Source organism: Pseudomonas aeruginosa (genome assembly GCF_001457615.1).
GTDB classification, from domain to species: domain Bacteria; phylum Pseudomonadota; class Gammaproteobacteria; order Pseudomonadales; family Pseudomonadaceae; genus Pseudomonas; species Pseudomonas aeruginosa.
The window spans coordinates 6234459-6249781 of the sequence record NZ_LN831024.1; the positions used below are offsets into that span (position 1 = coordinate 6234459).

The following is a 15323-nucleotide window of genomic DNA, read 5'->3' on the forward strand; positions in this document are numbered from 1 at the left end:
CCGCGAAAAACTTTTCCACGGCACCCTCACCGGGCACTCCGGACCTGCTCGCAAGGCCCGCCACACGGGCCTCGCAACCGTTCATCAGTGGGCTTCGTCCCAGTTCGAACCGACACCCGCCTCGACCACCAGCGGTACGTCCAGGGTCGCCGCTCCGCTCATCAGCGGGCGGATTCCCTCGCGCACCTGCTCGACCAGGTCCTCGCGCACTTCCAGCACCAGTTCGTCGTGCACCTGGAGGATCACCCGGGCATCGAGGCCGCTTTCCTGCAGCCAGTTATCCACAGCGACCATGGCGCGCTTCATGATGTCCGCCGCCGTGCCCTGCATCGGCGCGTTGATCGCGGTGCGCTCGGCGGCCTTGCGCATGGCGCCGTTCTTCGAATGGATCTCCGGCAGGTACAGGCGACGGCCGAACAGGGTTTCGACGAAGCCCTGCTCCGCGGCCTGGGCGCGGGTCCGTTCCATGTACGCCAGGACGCCGGGGTAGCGGGCGAAGTAACGGTCGATGTAGGCCTGGGCCTCCTTGCGCTCGACGCCGATCTGCTTGGCCAGGCCGAAGGCGCTCATGCCGTAGATCAATCCGAAGTTGATCGCCTTGGCGCTGCGTCGCTGGTCGCCGCTGACGTCTTCCAGCGGCACGCCGAAGACTTCCGCCGCGGTGGCGCGGTGTACGTCCAGGTCGTGGCGGAAGGCATCCAGCAGGCCATCGTCCTTGGCCAGGTGGGCCATGATCCGCAGCTCGATCTGCGAGTAGTCCGCGGCCAATAGCTTGTAGCCCTGCGGCGCGACGAACGCCTGGCGGATGCGCCGGCCCTCCGCGGTACGGATCGGGATGTTCTGCAGGTTCGGGTCGCTCGACGACAGCCGCCCGGTAGCCGCCACCGCCTGGTGGTATGAGGTATGGATGCGTCCGGTACGCGGGTTGATCTGCTCGGGCAGGCGGTCGGTGTAGGTGCTCTTGAGCTTGCTCATGGAGCGGTACTGCATGATCACCTTGGGCAGCTCGAAGTCCTGCTCGGCCAGTTCGGCGAGCACTGCCTCGGCGGTGGACGGCTGGCCGGTCGCGGTCTTGCTCAGAACCGGCAGGCCGAGCTTGTCGTAGAGGATCGCGCCGAGCTGCTTGGGCGAGCCGAGGTTGAATTCCTGCCCTGCCAGGTCGTATGCCTGGCGCTCCAGGGCGACCATCTTCTCGCCCAGTTCGCGGCTCTGGATGCCCAGCAGGTTGGCGTCGACCAGCGCGCCGTTGCGCTCGATCCGCGCCAGCACCGGTACCAGCGGCATCTCGATGTCGGTCAGGACCCTGGCCAGGGACGGGATCGCCTCCAGCTTCTGCCACAGGGCCTGGTGCAGGCGCAGGGTCACGTCGGCGTCCTCCGCCGCATAGGGCCCGGCCTGTTCGATGGCGATCTGGTCGAAGGTCAGTTGCTTGGCGCCCTTGCCGGCGATGTCCTCGAAACGGATGGTGCTGTGGCCGAGGTACTTCAGGGCCAGGCTGTCCATGTCGTGGCGAGTGGCGGTGGAGTCCAGCACATAGGACTCGAGCATGGTGTCGTAGGCTACGCCCCGCAGCGCGATGGGGGTGCTGGCATTGGCCAGGACATTGATGTCGTACTTGGCATGCTGGCCGACCTTGAGCTTCTTCGGATCCTCCAGCAGCGGTTTCAACGCACGCAGCACCGCGTCACGATCCAGTTGCTCCGGAACGCCCATGTAGCTGTGGGCCAGCGGCACGTAGGCGGCCTCGCCCTCCTTCACGGCGAAGGACACCCCCACCACCTGCGCCTGCTGGGCGTCGATGCTGGTGGTCTCGGTATCGAAGGCGATCAGCTCGGCCTCCTCCAGCTTCTTCAGCCAGGCGTCGAATCCGGCCTGGTCGAGCACCACGTCGTAGTCGACCTCGGCCTGGATAGGCGTTTCCGCCTCGCCGTTCTCGCCGGCCTCCTTGGCCTCGCGCAGGAGGTCGTCCAGCCAGTTCTTGAACTCCAGCTCGCGGTACAGGGCGATCAGCGCTTCGCGCTGCGGCTCGCCGGGATACAGCTTGTCGATCTCCACGTCCAGTTCGACGTCGGTCTTGATGGTCGCCAGTTGATAGGACAGGAACGCCTGCTCGCGATTTTCCTCGAGCTTCGCCGGCAAGCCCTTGGCGCCGCGGATCGGTAGCTCGGGCACCTTGTCCAGGCTGGCGTAGAGCACCTCCAGGCCGCCACCGACACCGGTCAGCAGGCCCAGCGCGGTTTTCTCGCCGACACCCGGAACGCCGGGGATGTTGTCGACCTTGTCGCCCATCAGGGCGAGGAAATCGATGATCAGCTCAGGACCGACGCCGAATTTCTCTTTCACGCCATCCACGTCGAGGCGGCTACCGGTCATGGTGTTGACCAGCGTAATGTGCCCGTCGACCAGTTGCGCCATGTCCTTGTCGCCGGTGGAAATCACCACCGGGCGGTCAGCCGCGGCGCTGCTGCGCGCCAGGGTGCCGATCACGTCGTCGGCCTCGACCCCCTCCACGCACAGCAGCGGCAGGCCGAGGGCGCGGACGCTGGCATGCAGCGGCTCGACCTGGACCCGCAGGTCGTCGGGCATCGACGGCCGGTTGGCCTTGTACTCGGCGAACAGCTCGTCGCGGAAGGTCGGGCCCTTGGCGTCGAAGACCACCGCGAACGGGCTGTCCGGGTACTGCTTGCGCAGGCTCAGGAGCATGTTCAGCACGCCCTTCACCGCACCGGTGGGCTTGCCGGTCGAGGTGGTCAGCGGCGGCAGGGCATGGAAGGCGCGGTACAGGTACGAGGAACCGTCCACCAGGACGAGGGGCGCTTGGCTCATGAGGGGAATCAACCTTTTCCGGAGACCAGGGCGTGTAGAATGAACCCTGGACGATTCGATAAAGGAGCAAGGTTACCATGCGTACGCTGAACCGCTTGATGCTCGCCGGACTGCTGGCGTTCGCCCCGCTCGTCGCGATGGCGGCGGACGACGACGCGCCCTCCGGCGAGCCCGACGTAACCATCCGCCAGGAGGGCGACAAGACCATCCAGGAATACCGCGTGAATGGCTTCCTCTACGCCATCAAGGTGGTTCCCAAGCATGGCAAACCCTATTTCCTGGTCCGCGCCGACGGCAGCGATGGCAACTTCATTCGCTCCGACCAGCCGGACAAGCTGATTCCACAATGGGAGATCTTCAGCTGGTGATGTGCATTTCCAACCTGGCGAGGCCGCGCTGACATGTCGGTGTTCACCCCACTCGAACGCTCGACCCTGGAAGCCTTCCTCGCCCCCTACGACCTGGGCCGCCTGCGGGATTTCCGTGGCATCGCCGAAGGCTCCGAGAACAGCAACTTCTTCGTCAGCCTGGAACACGGCGAGTTCGTCCTGACCCTGGTCGAGCGCGGCCCGGTGCAGGACCTGCCGTTCTTCATCGAACTGCTCGACGTGCTCCACGAGGACGGCCTGCCGGTGCCCTACGCCCTGCGCACCCGCGACGGCGAGGCCCTGCGCCGTCTCGAAGGCAAGCCGGCGCTGCTGCAACCGCGCCTGGCCGGCCGCCACGAGCGGCAGCCGAACGCCCACCACTGCCAGGAAGTGGGCGATCTGCTCGGCCACCTTCACGCCGCCACCCGCGGGCGCATCCTCGAACGCCCGAGCGACCGTGGCCTGCCCTGGATGCTGGAACAAGGTGCCAACCTCGCCCCGCGACTACCGGAACAGGCCCGCGCCCTGCTCGCCCCGGCCCTGGCGGAGATCGCCGCGCTGGATGCCGAGCGTCCAGCGCTGCCGCGCGCCAACCTGCATGCCGACCTGTTCCGCGACAACGTGCTGTTCGACGGCCCGCACCTGGCCGGCCTGATCGACTTCTACAACGCCTGCTCCGGCTGGATGCTCTACGACCTGGCGATCACCCTGAACGACTGGTGCTCCAATACCGACGGCAGCCTGGACCCGGCCCGCGCCCGCGCCCTGCTCGCCGCCTACGCCAACCGCCGGCCGTTCACCGCGCTGGAAGCCGAGCACTGGCCGAGCATGCTGCGGGTCGCCTGCGTGCGCTTCTGGCTGTCGCGACTGATCGCCGCCGAGGCGTTCGCCGGACAGGACGTGCTGATCCATGATCCGGCGGAGTTCGAGATGCGCCTGGCGCAACGGCAGAACGTGGAGATTCATTTGCCGTTTGCGTTGTAGGCAGGAACCACAGGAGCACGGCCGTCCTGCGGCCGTTCGCCCTTCAAAAACCATGCGGTTCGGCGTCTTGGAGTGAGGCCGAGCCGACATCCTGTCGAGGCTTCGTCGTTCAGCCCACCCCCGGCCCGGCCATCCTGGCCGGTCGTTCGCCCTTCAAAACGCATGCGGTTTGGCGTCTGGGGTGAAGCCGAGCCGACATCCTGTCGAGGCTTCGTCGTTCAGCCCACCCCGGCCCGGCCATCCTGGCCGGTCGTTCGCCCTTCAAAACGCATGCGGTTCGGCGTCTTGGGTGAGGCCGAGCCGACATCCTGTCGAGGCCTCGTCGTTCAGCCCACCCCCGGCCCGGCCATCCTGGCCGGTCGTTCGCCCTTCAAAACGCATGCGTTTTGAACGGGCTCACCCACATTTCGAGTGTCCGCAGTTGAGGCAGGTGGCGCAGCCGTCCATCTGTACCACCGCCATGCTGTTGCACTTGCCGCACAGTTGCGCGCCGGCGGGGAAGCCTTCGCCCGGCTCGACCTTGCTGGTGCCCTGGGCGGCCTCGTAGGCGGCGCGTTTTTCCGCGAGGAAAAGACGCTGTTCCTCGTCCAGTTCAGGGCCACGCAACAGGCCGATGGCCGTCAGGTGGCGCTCCAGCACGCCGCCGATCTCGGCGACGATGGAAGGCATGTAGATGCCGCCTTTCTTCAGGTAGCCCCCGCGCGGGTCGAATACCGCCTTGAGTTCCTCGACAAGGAAGGTACAGTCGCCGCCCTTGCGGAAAACCGCGGACATGATGCGGGTAAGTGCGACGATCCACTGGAAATGATCCATGTTCTTCGAGTTGATGAAGATCTCGAAGGGACGCCGCTGCTCGTGCGCCGTGCCCGCATTGAGGACCATGTCGTTGATGGTCACGTAGAGCGCGTGCTCGAACAGCGGCGACTTGATCTTGTAGGTGGCGCCGATCAGGGTATCCGGGCGCTCCAGGGTCTCGTCCATCTGCACCACCGACGCGGCTTCCGCGGCGGCGGCAAGGGCCTGCTCCTCGGCTTCGTTGACGACCTTGAAGCCCTTGATCTTCTGCGTGATCTTGACTGCTGACATATCGATTCCCCCGGCCTCAGTACTTGCCGTAATAGCCTTCTTTCAAGGCGTCGAAGAGGTTGGCGGCGGTATGGATCTCACCGTCGTACTCGACCTGCTCGTTGCCCTTGAACTCCACCACGCTGCCGTCCTCCAGTTCGAAGCGGTAGCGGGTCTTCTCCAGGTCGGACTCCTTGACCAGCACGCCCTGGAACGCCTCGGGATTGAAGCGGAAGGTGGTGCAGCCCTTGAGTCCCTGGTGCCAGGCGTAGCGGTAGATGTCCTTGAAGTCCTCGAACGGGTAGTCGGTGGGCACGTTGGCGGTCTTGGAGATCGACGAATCGACCCACTTCTGCGCCGCCGCCTGGATGTCCACGTGCTGCGCCGGGGTGACGCTGTCGGCGGTGATGAAGTAGTCCGGCAGGCGTCGCGCCGGGTCGTCGCTGTCCGGCAGGGCCTGGGCGTTGACCAGGGTCCGGTAGGCCAGCAGCTCGTAGCTGTAGACCTCGACCTTTTCCTTGGTCTTGCGGCCTTCGCGGATAAGGTTGCGCGAATAATGGTGGGCGAAGCTCGGCTCGATACCGTTGGAGGCATTGTTGGCCAGGCTCAGGCTGATGGTCCCGGTCGGCGCGATGGAGCTGTGGTGGGTGAAGCGCGCGCCGGTTTCAGCCAACGCCTCGATCAGTTCCGGAGCATGTTCGGCGACCCGCTGCATGTAGCGGGAATACTTGGCGTGAAGCACGCTGCCGCGGATGCGGTCGCCGGCCTTATAGCCATCGGCGGCCATTTCCGGACGCTTGCGAAGCATTTCCGCGGTGACTTCGTAGTCCTGCGCCAGGATCGGCGCCGGGCCCTTCTCCCTGGCCAGCTCCAGGGCCACTTCCCAGCCCACCAAGGCCATTTCCCGCGCCACTTCCTCGGTGAATACGCAGGCCTCGGGACTGCCGTAGCGCAGCTTGAGCAGGGTCAGGGTCGAGCCCAGGCCGAGGAAGCCCATGCCATGCCGGCGCTTGCCAAGGATTTCCTGGCGTTGCTGTTCCAGCGGCAGGCCGTTGATTTCCACCACGTTGTCGAGCATCCGGGTAAACACCCGCACCACTTCGCGGAAACGGTCCCAGTCGAAGCGCGCCTCGTCGCCAAATGGCTGCTCGACGAAGCAGGTGAGGTTGACCGAGCCGAGCAGACACGAGCCGTACGGCGGCAGAGGCTGCTCGCCGCAGGGGTTGGTGGCGCGGATCGCCTCGCACCACCAGTTGTTGTTCAGTTCGTTGACCCGGTCGATGAGGATGAAGCCCGGCTCCGCATAGTCGTAGGTGGAGACCATGATCATGTCCCACAGGTGGCGGGCGCGGACCTGGCCGTAGACCTTGCAGGCGACCAGCCCGTCGGCGCGCTGGACGTAGTCGTCCTGGATCGGCCATTCGCGCCAGACCACCGCGTTGGGGTCGTCGAGGTCGATCTCGTCGCGCTCCTTCACGTGCACCGGGAATACCAGCGGCCAGTCGGCGTCCTGTTCCACCGCCTGCATGAACTGGTCGGTGATCAGCAGGCTCAGGTTGAACTGGCGCAAGCGCCCGTCCTCGCGCTTGGCGCGGATGAATTCGCGGACGTCCGGGTGGCTGACATCGAAGGTGCCCATCTGCGCGCCGCGGCGGCCGCCGGCGGAGCTGACGGTGAAGCACATCTTGTCGTAGATGTCCATGAACGACAGCGGCCCGCTGGTGTAGGCACCGGCACCGGAAACGTAGGCGCCGCGCGGGCGCAGGGTGCTGAACTCATAGCCGATGCCGCAGCCGGCCTTGAGCGTCAGGCCGGCCTCGTGGACTTTCTCGAGGATGTTGTCCATGGAGTCCTGGATGGTCCCGGACACCGTGCAGTTGATGGTCGAGGTGGCCGGCTTGTGCCCCAGGGCGCCGGCGTTGGAGATGATCCGGCCGGCCGGGATGGCACCGTTGCGCAGGGCCCAGAGGAAGCGCCCGTACCAGTGTTCGCGGGAGGCCTTTTCCTCGACATCGGCAAGGGCGCGGGCGACGCGTTGCCAGGTACCGTCGACGCTGGCATCCACCGGCGTACCGTCCTTGCTCTTGAGCCGGTACTTCTTGTCCCAGATATCCTGCGACGCGTCCTGCAGGGCGATGGTCCCGCGTTCGGTGCGGGGACTGCGTGCGTCTGTCTTGGCCATCCGCTGATTAACCTCCCGATGGTTGTTGGGGCGTCCGAAGCCGGCCACCGTACGCAACATCTAGTTATCCGTACCTGACGGGAATCAATATCTTGTGTCAGGCAGCAACAGACAACCTTAGTCATCGGGACGCCGCGCGCAAGAGGGCGCGGCCATCAGTCACGGGTTTTCAGAGCTTTTCCAGACAGCCGGCAAATTCGCCTGCCAGGTTGTTCAGAAGATTCTCATAGCCGTTGGCGTCCACGCTCACGTTCACGCCCAGGTCGTCCAGTTCGGCCAGGCGCACCGGCAGGCCTTCGCTGAGGGTGTCGGCCAGCCGCGGTCGAAGCGGCGGCTCGCTGAAGATGCAGGCCGGACCGGCGGCCTTCAGCTGGGCGCGCATGGCGGCGACATGGCGTGCTCCCGGCTGGACCTCCGCAGATACCGCGAACACGCCGGTATGGCGCAATCCGTAGGCTTCCTCGAAATAGTCGAAGGCTTCATGGAAGACGAAGAAAGGCTTGCCGGCAAGCTTGCCCAGGCGTTCGCGGAGTTTGCCGTCGAGCCCGCCGAGGCGCTCCTCGAAGGCCTTCAGGTTGGCCCGGTAGCGCCCGGCGTTGGCCGGGTCGACCTGGGCCAGGTCCTCGGCCATCCGCGCGGCGATGGTGCGGGCGTTGGCCGGCAACAGCCAGAGGTGGGCGTCGAGCATGCCGGGACGATGGTCATGGTCGTGCTCGTCGTGCCCGGCATGCTCCTCTTCCTCGAAATTGACGAACTTGCGCAGGTGCATGCCCGGCAGGTCCTGCACCGCGACGCTGGCGCCCTGGCGGCCGGCGAGCACCTTGGGCAGGAAGTTCTCCAGGTCCGGGCCGATCCAGTAGAACAATTGCACCTCGCGCAGCCGCCGTACGTCGGAAGGACGCAGGGCGTACTGGTGCGGCGAGGCGCCCGGCGGCAGCAGTACGTCCGGCTGGCCGACGCCGTCCTGGATGGCCGCGGCGACCAGTTGCAGCGGTTTGATGCTGGTCAGCACGCTGACCTCGGCGCGCGCCGGCGAAGCCAGCAGGAACAGGGCGAAGCAGGCGGACAGCAGGGCAAAGGGACGCAGGGTCACGGCGGCACTCACATGAAAGGTGGTTAGCGGGTAATATAATAACGTCTCTACCCTCGAGCGTCGCAGCCCATGTACAAGATTGCGCCCAAGACCCCGCTGGCCTGCCAGCCCCATGACCACAGCCAGTGCGTCAGCACCGCGCTGGCCGAGGCCGATGCGCTGTGCGCGCGCCAGGGCGTACGCCTGACCGAATTGCGGCGGCGCGTGCTGGAGCTGGTCTGGCAGAGCCACAAGCCGCTGGGGGCCTACGATATCCTCGCGGTGCTCAGCGAAACCGACGGCCGCCGCGCCGCGCCGCCGACCGTCTACCGCGCGCTGGACTTCCTCCAGGAGAACGGCCTGGTGCACCGCATCGCCTCGCTCAACGCGTTCGTCGGCTGCAACAACCCGGAGCACAGCCACCAGGGCCAGTTCCTCATCTGCCGCACCTGCCACACCGCGATCGAGCTGGAACAGCCGGATATCAGCCGGGCCATCGTCGCCGGAGCGAACAGCGTCGGCTTCGCCGTTGAAAGCCAGACCGTCGAGGTGGTCGGCCTCTGCGGCACCTGCCGGGACCAGAAGGACGCCTGATGGACAACGCGCTGGTGCGGCTGACCCAGGTCGGCGTGTCCTTCAACGGCCAGGCGGTGCTGAGCGATGTCGACCTGGCCATCGAGCCCGGCCAGATCGTCACCCTGATCGGCCCCAACGGCGCCGGCAAGACCACCCTGGTACGCAGCGTGCTCGGCCTGCTCAAGCCGCACGTCGGCGAGGTCTGGCGACGGCCGCGGCTGACCATCGGCTACATGCCGCAGAAACTCCACGTCGACGCCACCCTGCCGCTCAGCGTACTGCGCTTCCTCCGCCTGGTACCCGGGGTCAGGCGCGAGCAGGCGCTGGCGGCGTTGCGCGAGGTCGGCGCGGCGCACGTGCTGGAGCGCCCGCTGCAAAGCATTTCCGGTGGCGAACTGCAACGCGTGCTGCTGGCCCGCGCTCTGCTGCGCAAGCCCGAGCTACTGGTGCTCGACGAGCCGGTGCAGGGCGTCGACGTCGCCGGCCAGGCCGAACTCTACCGCCTCATCGGCAAACTGCGCGACCGCTACGGCTGCGGTGTGCTGATGGTCTCCCACGACCTGCACCTGGTGATGAGCGCCACCGACCAGGTGGTCTGCCTGAACCGCCATGTCTGCTGCTCAGGGCACCCCGAGCAGGTCAGCGGCGACCCGGCCTTCGTCGAGCTGTTCGGCCAGGACGCTCGCAGCCTGGCGATCTACCACCACCATCACGACCACGCCCACGACCTCCACGGCGAGGTGGTCAAGGCCGGTCCCGGCGCCTTGCCTCCAGGCACCCGCTTCACTCCTGTCCACAAGCACGGCCCCGACTGCAACCATGGCTGACTTCCTGCTCAACGCCCTCCTCGCCGGCCTCGCCCTGGCCCTGGTGGCTGGCCCCCTGGGCTCCTTCGTGGTCTGGCGGCGGATGGCCTATTTCGGCGATACCCTGTCCCACGCCGCACTGCTCGGGGTAGCCCTGGGTTTCCTCCTCGATGTCAGCCCGACCCTGGCTGTGACCGTCGGCTGCGTGCTGCTCGCAGTGCTGCTGGTGACCCTGCAGCAGCGCCAGCCGCTGGCCGCCGACACCCTGCTGGGCATCCTCGCCCACAGCACCCTGTCGCTGGGCCTGGTCACCCTGAGCTTCATGAGGGAAGTGCGGGTCGACCTGATGGCTTACCTGTTCGGCGATCTGCTGGCGGTAAGCGCCAGCGACCTGCTGTGGATAATCGCCGGCAGCGCGCTGGTCCTGGCACTGATCTGCTTCCTCTGGCGGCCGCTGCTGGCGATCACCGTGCACGAGGAACTGGCGAAGGTGGAAGGCCTGCCGGTCGGAGCGATCCGCCTGGCGCTGATGTTGCTGATCGCCATCGTCATCGCCGTGGCGATGAAGATCGTCGGCGTACTGCTGATCACCTCGCTGCTGATCATTCCCGCCGCCGCCGCCCAGCGCCATGCCCGCAGTCCCGAGCAGATGGCGGTCGGCGCCAGCCTGCTGGGACTGGTCGCGGTGTGCGCCGGCCTGGCCCTGTCCTGGTTCAAGGATACCCCCGCCGGCCCCTCGATCGTGGTCAGCGCCGCCGGCCTGTTCCTGCTGAGTTTTGTCCTGCCCCGCCGCACGGTGTAGAATCTGGCGATTTTTTGACCAAACGAGAACCCGCAGGAATGATGTCGTCCTTCTTTCGCCTGCTGTCCGTCCTGGCGGCGGCGCTGCTGGTCAGCGCCTGCCAGGGCAATGCGTCGTCGCAACCGACGCCGGTGGTCGCGCCCCAGGCGCAGCCCGCCGATCCCTACGCCGAACTGCAGCAGACCCTGGCCGCCGGCAAGCTCGAACAGGCCGAGCAACAATGGCTGGCCCTGCGCAGCGCAGCCGCCGGCGACGAGCGCGTCGAAGCGTTCCGCCGCCAGTTGGCCGAGGCCTACATGCAGCGCGGGGAAACCGCGCTGCGTCAAGGAGACCTCAACACCGCCACCAGCGCCCTCGGCCATGCCCGCGGACTGATGCCCAAAGCGCCGGCGCTGACCGCCGGGCTGGACGGTGCGATCAACCGCGCCAAGGTCGATCCCGCCCGCGCCGAGCAGGCCCGACGCATGCAGCAGGCGGCCCAGCAGCAGATGCAGCAGATCATCCAGACGCCGCCCGGCGGCGAGCTGAAGCCGCTACCCGGCGCTCCCCACCTGATCGATCCGCAAGCGGCCAGCAGCGCCGTGCCCCTGCCGATGCTCGACGGCACCGGCCAGGGCGGCCTCGGTGCGGTGCTCGACGCGGTGGCCGCGGATGTCGTCGCCTACCGTTGCAGGGTGCATATCGAAGTGCGCCGGGACAGCGACTATCCGCTGGTTTCCGACCAGCTCCTGGCGCGGGTGAAGAAGCTCTCACCCGATTTCGACCTGCATCTCAGCCATGTCGTACAGGCCGACAAGCCAACCCGATTGATACTTACCCCCCGGAATTGAGACCGGTCCTGCCCCGGCCGCAGCAGAAAGCGCTTGTCGGGAGCGCACCAGACGCTTATTCCATTTCAATGATTTTTCATCACCAATAAATATTAATAATGCATAAGAAAGCAAGGTAAAATGCTCGGTTTAGCTGACCGCCCATGCTTCCCGCCAAGCCCGTGCTCCAGCCGTAACAGCATCGCCGCACCCACAAGGTTCGCCCAGTGATCGAATTCCACGACGTCCACAAGACCTATCGAGTTGCCGGTCGGGAAATCCCCGCCTTGCAACCGACCCGCCTGAACATCCAGGCCGGGCAGATTTTCGGCCTGATCGGCCATTCCGGTGCCGGCAAGAGCACCCTGCTGCGCCTGATCAACCGCCTCGAGGAGCCCAGCGGCGGCCGCATCCTGGTCGAGGGCGAAGACGTCACCGCCCTCGACGCCGAAGGCCTGCGCCGTTTCCGCCAGCGCGTCGGGATGATCTTCCAGCACTTCAACCTGCTGTCCTCGAAGACCGTCGCCGACAACATCGCCATGCCCCTGCGCCTGGCCGGCGGCTTCAGCCGTGCCGAAGTCGATGCGCGGGTCTCCGAGCTGCTCGCGCGGGTCGGCCTGTCCGACCACGCGCGCAAGTATCCGGCCCAGCTCTCCGGCGGACAGAAACAGCGCGTCGGCATCGCTCGCGCCCTGGCCTGCCGGCCGAGCATCCTGCTCTGCGACGAGGCCACCAGCGCCCTCGATCCGCAGACCACCGCCTCGGTCCTGCAACTGCTGGCGGAAATCAATCGCGAGCTGAAGCTGACCATCGTCCTCATCACCCACGAGATGGACGTGATCCGCCGTGTCTGCGACCAGGTCGCGGTCATGGACGGCGGCGCCATCGTCGAGCAGGGCGATGTCGCCGATGTCTTCCTCCATCCGCAGCACCCGACCACCCGCCGCTTCGTGTTCGAGGCCGAACGAGTCGACGAGGACGAGCGCCACGACGATTTCGCCCACGTGCCGGGTCTCATCCTGCGCCTGACCTTCCGCGGCGAAGCCACCTATGCGCCGCTGCTGGGCACCGTGGCGCGGCAGACCGGGGTCGACTACAGCATCCTTTCCGGACGCATCGACCGCATCAAGGACACGCCCTACGGCCAGTTGACCCTGGCCCTGGTCGGCGGTGACCTGGAAGCCGCCATGAGCCAGTTGAACGCCGCTGACGTACATGTGGAGGTACTGCGCTGATGGACTTCTTCGAAACCATGAGCTTCGCCAACATCGACTGGTACGAAATCTGGCTGGCCAGCGTCGACACCTTCTGGATGCTCGGCGGTTCGCTGCTGTTCACAGTGGTCCTCGGCCTGCCCCTCGGCGTCCTGCTGTTCCTTACCGGGCCACGGCAGATGTTCGAGCAGAAGGCGGTCTACACCCTGCTCTCGCTAGTGGTGAACATCCTCCGTTCGTTGCCGTTCATCATCCTGCTGATCGTGATGATCCCGCTGACCGTACTGATCACCGGTACCTCGCTGGGCGTCGCCGGGGCCATCCCGCCGCTGGTGGTGGGCGCCACGCCGTTCTTCGCGCGCCTGGTGGAAACCGCGCTGCGCGAGGTCGACAAGGGCATCATCGAGGCAACCCAGGCGATGGGCGCCAGCACCCGGCAGATCATCTGGAACGCCCTGCTGCCGGAAGCCCGGCCGGGCATCATCGCCGCCATCACCGTCACCGCCATCACCCTGGTCTCGTACACCGCGATGGCCGGAGTGGTCGGCGCCGGCGGGCTGGGCGACCTGGCGATCCGCTTCGGCTATCAGCGCTTCCAGACCGACGTGATGGTGGTCACGGTGGTGATGCTGCTGATCCTCGTCCAGATTCTGCAAACCGTGGGCGACAAGCTGGTGGTGCACTTCTCGCGCAAGTAAGCTTGCCGGCCAAGCCCAAAACCCTGAGCGCCGCGGTTATCCACAGCCGCCAGGAACACCTCGAAAGGAGTTGAAGATGAAAAAACTGCTTGCTGCTTTCTCCGCTGTCGCGGCGCTCGGCCTCACCGCCGCCCAGGCCGCCGAGTCCCTCACCGTCGCGGCCACCCCGGTGCCGCACGCGGAGATCCTCAACGTGGTCAAGCCGCTGCTGGCCAAGGAAGGCGTGGACCTGAAGATCAAGGAGTTCACCGACTACGTGCAGCCGAACGTGCAGGTCTCGGAAAAGCGCCTGGACGCCAACTTCTTCCAGCACCAGCCGTACCTCGATGAGTTCAACAAGGCCAAGGGCACCGACCTGGTCGCCGTGACCGGCGTACACATCGAGCCGCTGGGCGCCTACTCGAGCAAGTACAAGAAGCTCGACGAACTGCCTTCCGGCGCTACCGTGGTGATCCCCAACGACGCCACCAACGGCGGCCGCGCCCTGCTCCTGCTGGACAAGGCCGGGGTGATCAAGCTCAAGGACAACAAGAGCATCACCGCCACGCCGAAGGACATCGTCGACAATCCGAAGAACATCAAGATCCGCGAACTGGAAGCCGCGACCCTGCCGCGCGTGCTGACCCAGGTCGACATGGCGCTGATCAATACCAACTACGCCCTGGAAGCCAAGCTGAACCCGACCAAGGATGCGCTGGCCATCGAAGGCAGCGACTCGCCCTACGTGAACATCCTCGTCGCGCGGCCGGACAACAAGGACAGCGACGCCATGCAGAAGCTGGCCAAGGCCCTGCACAGCGCCGAGGTCAAGCAGTTCATCCAGGAGAAATACAAAGGCGCGGTGGTACCGGCGTTCTGAGCCAAGCCGCGTAACCGCCCCTGGAAAAAGCCCGGTCTTCGACCGGGCTTTTTCGTTTCCGTCCCGGCCGTACGTCTGCCTGCCGTGCCACGACAGAGGTCATTCGGCCGTTTGCGGGAAATGTAGTGAAAAAAACATTCCGTCACATATTGAACAATCTGAAAAATTCACTACACAATCGACCCACCTTCGAGGATGCCCCATGCAAGAACTAAAACAACGCCTGGCCTCCCCGCCCGCCGAACTGACGCCCGCGGAGCGCAAGGTGGTGCGTGCCCTGCTCGATGACTACCCGCGCCTCGGCCTCGGTCCGATGACGCGCCTGGCCCGGCACGCCGGAGTCAGCGACCCGACGATCATGCGCCTGGTGAAAAAGCTCGGCTTCGCCGGCTACGGCGACTTCCAGGAAGCGCTGCTGGCCGACGTCGACGACCGCCTGCGCTCGCCGCGCACCCTGCTCGCCGAACGCCGCGAGCGGATGGGCCGCGACGACACCTGGGCGCGCTACCTCGACCAGGCTGGCCAGAGCCTGCAACAGACCCTCGGCCTGACCCGCCCCGATGACATCCAGCGCCTCGCCGACTGGCTGCTCGACAGCCGCCTGCGCGTGCACTGCCACGGCGGACGCTTCAGCCGTTTCCTCGCCGGCTACCTGGTCACCCATCTGCGCCTGCTGCGCCCGCAGTGCCGATTGCTCGACGACGGCGCCCTGCTCCCCGACCAGCTCTACGACCTCGGCCGCCAGGACCTGCTGGTCCTGTTCGACTATCGCCGCTACCAGAGCCAGGCCCAGCACGTGGCCCAGGCCGCCAAGGCACGCGGCACACGGCTGGTGCTGTTCACCGACATCTACGCCTCGCCGCTGCGCGAACACGCCGACCTGATCGTCAGTTCGCCAGTGGAATCCGCCTCGCCCTTCGACTCGCTGGTGCCGGCCATGGCCCAGGTCGAGGCACTGGTAGCGACCCTGGTGGCGCGCATGGGCGCGCCGCTCGACGAACGCCTGGAGGGCATCGACCAGCTCCGCAACGCGTTCAGCAGTCATATTCTGGAGGAATGACC

Annotated in this window: 14 protein-coding genes; 10 read left to right on the plus strand and 4 right to left on the minus strand. The window is 66.2% G+C overall.

The features are described from left to right. Positions 1-84: 84 nt before the first annotated feature. Complete coding sequence (polA, locus tag AT700_RS28595; protein WP_003122330.1) at positions 85-2826, minus strand: DNA polymerase I; 2742 nt, start codon at positions 2824-2826, stop codon at positions 85-87. Positions 2827-2903: 77 nt separating this feature from the next. On the opposite strand from polA, the gene AT700_RS28600 reads away from it, so the two are divergent. After that, positions 2904-3194, plus strand: a complete 291-nt coding sequence (locus AT700_RS28600; protein WP_003096984.1) for a DUF2782 domain-containing protein — start codon at positions 2904-2906, stop codon at positions 3192-3194. 33 nt (positions 3195-3227) lie between these two features. Next, positions 3228-4178 (plus strand): homoserine kinase, encoded by a 951-nt coding sequence (locus tag AT700_RS28605; RefSeq protein WP_003102827.1) that lies wholly within the window; start codon positions 3228-3230, stop codon positions 4176-4178. Between the two features lie 396 nt (positions 4179-4574). Here the strand turns inward: AT700_RS28605 and AT700_RS28610 are convergent, their stop codons facing one another. The 3 genes from AT700_RS28610 to AT700_RS28620 all read right to left on the minus strand — a co-directional run bounded on the left by AT700_RS28610 (position 4575) and on the right by AT700_RS28620 (position 8518). After that, complete coding sequence (locus tag AT700_RS28610) at positions 4575-5264, minus strand: hypothetical protein (RefSeq protein WP_003096987.1); 690 nt, start codon at positions 5262-5264, stop codon at positions 4575-4577. Between the two features lie 16 nt (positions 5265-5280). Beyond that, a complete protein-coding gene (locus AT700_RS28615; RefSeq protein ID WP_003146829.1) occupies positions 5281-7485 on the minus strand; it encodes an adenosylcobalamin-dependent ribonucleoside-diphosphate reductase in 2205 nt (734 codons plus the stop codon). 109 nt (positions 7486-7594) lie between these two features. Continuing rightward, positions 7595-8518, minus strand: a complete 924-nt coding sequence (locus AT700_RS28620) for a zinc ABC transporter substrate-binding protein (RefSeq protein WP_003099734.1) — start codon at positions 8516-8518, stop codon at positions 7595-7597. A 69-nt stretch (positions 8519-8587) separates the two neighbouring features. On the opposite strand from AT700_RS28620, the gene zur reads away from it, so the two are divergent. The 8 genes from zur (at position 8588) to qapR (ending at position 15321) form a co-directional block, all read left to right on the plus strand. Continuing rightward, positions 8588-9091 (plus strand): zinc uptake transcriptional repressor Zur, encoded by a 504-nt coding sequence (gene zur, locus AT700_RS28625; RefSeq protein ID WP_003096992.1) that lies wholly within the window; start codon positions 8588-8590, stop codon positions 9089-9091. After that, a complete protein-coding gene (gene znuC, locus AT700_RS28630) occupies positions 9091-9900 on the plus strand; it encodes a zinc ABC transporter ATP-binding protein ZnuC (protein ID WP_003099732.1) in 810 nt (269 codons plus the stop codon). The genes zur and znuC overlap by 1 nt, the downstream gene beginning before the upstream one ends. Further along, positions 9893-10681 (plus strand): zinc ABC transporter permease subunit ZnuB, encoded by a 789-nt coding sequence (gene znuB / locus AT700_RS28635; protein ID WP_003161968.1) that lies wholly within the window; start codon positions 9893-9895, stop codon positions 10679-10681. The genes znuC and znuB overlap by 8 nt, the downstream gene beginning before the upstream one ends. A gap of 41 nt (positions 10682-10722) precedes the next feature. After that, entirely contained in the window at positions 10723-11511 is a 789-nt protein-coding gene (locus tag AT700_RS28640) for a PA5502 family lipoprotein (protein WP_003122325.1), read from the plus strand. A 206-nt stretch (positions 11512-11717) separates the two neighbouring features. Further along, a complete protein-coding gene (locus AT700_RS28645; RefSeq protein ID WP_003097002.1) occupies positions 11718-12725 on the plus strand; it encodes a methionine ABC transporter ATP-binding protein in 1008 nt (335 codons plus the stop codon). After that, positions 12725-13402: a methionine ABC transporter permease gene (locus tag AT700_RS28650; protein ID WP_003097004.1), complete on the plus strand. Its 678-nt coding sequence runs from the start codon at positions 12725-12727 to the stop codon at positions 13400-13402. Before AT700_RS28645 ends, AT700_RS28650 begins: the two co-directional genes overlap by 1 nt. Positions 13403-13478: 76 nt before the next feature. Further along, positions 13479-14261, plus strand: coding sequence for a MetQ/NlpA family ABC transporter substrate-binding protein (locus AT700_RS28655; RefSeq protein ID WP_003097007.1), 783 nt, complete (start codon positions 13479-13481; stop codon positions 14259-14261). Positions 14262-14463: 202 nt separating this feature from the next. Further along, complete coding sequence (gene qapR / locus AT700_RS28660) at positions 14464-15321, plus strand: transcriptional repressor QapR (RefSeq protein ID WP_003099726.1); 858 nt, start codon at positions 14464-14466, stop codon at positions 15319-15321. Positions 15322-15323 lie beyond the last annotated feature (2 nt).

Bases quoted from the DNA above. Each gene is read 5' to 3' on its own strand.
- AT700_RS28605 (WP_003102827.1), top strand. From the start codon at position 3,228: ATGTCGGTGTTCACCCCACTCGAACGCTCGACCCTGGAAGCCTTCCTC.
- AT700_RS28640 (WP_003122325.1), top strand. From the start codon at position 10,723: ATGTCGTCCTTCTTTCGCCTGCTGTCCGTCCTGGCGGCGGCGCTGCTG.
- zur (WP_003096992.1), top strand. From the start codon at position 8,588: ATGTACAAGATTGCGCCCAAGACCCCGCTGGCCTGCCAGCCCCATGAC.
- AT700_RS28610 (WP_003096987.1), bottom strand. From the start codon at position 5,264: ATGTCAGCAGTCAAGATCACGCAGAAGATCAAGGGCTTCAAGGTCGTC.
- znuB (WP_003161968.1), top strand. From the start codon at position 9,893: ATGGCTGACTTCCTGCTCAACGCCCTCCTCGCCGGCCTCGCCCTGGCC.
- polA (WP_003122330.1), bottom strand. From the start codon at position 2,826: ATGAGCCAAGCGCCCCTCGTCCTGGTGGACGGTTCCTCGTACCTGTAC.
- znuC (WP_003099732.1), top strand. From the start codon at position 9,091: ATGGACAACGCGCTGGTGCGGCTGACCCAGGTCGGCGTGTCCTTCAAC.
- AT700_RS28600 (WP_003096984.1), top strand. From the start codon at position 2,904: ATGCGTACGCTGAACCGCTTGATGCTCGCCGGACTGCTGGCGTTCGCC.
- AT700_RS28650 (WP_003097004.1), top strand. From the start codon at position 12,725: ATGGACTTCTTCGAAACCATGAGCTTCGCCAACATCGACTGGTACGAA.
- AT700_RS28615 (WP_003146829.1), bottom strand. From the start codon at position 7,485: ATGTTGCGTACGGTGGCCGGCTTCGGACGCCCCAACAACCATCGGGAG.
- AT700_RS28655 (WP_003097007.1), top strand. From the start codon at position 13,479: ATGAAAAAACTGCTTGCTGCTTTCTCCGCTGTCGCGGCGCTCGGCCTC.
- qapR (WP_003099726.1), top strand. From the start codon at position 14,464: ATGCAAGAACTAAAACAACGCCTGGCCTCCCCGCCCGCCGAACTGACG.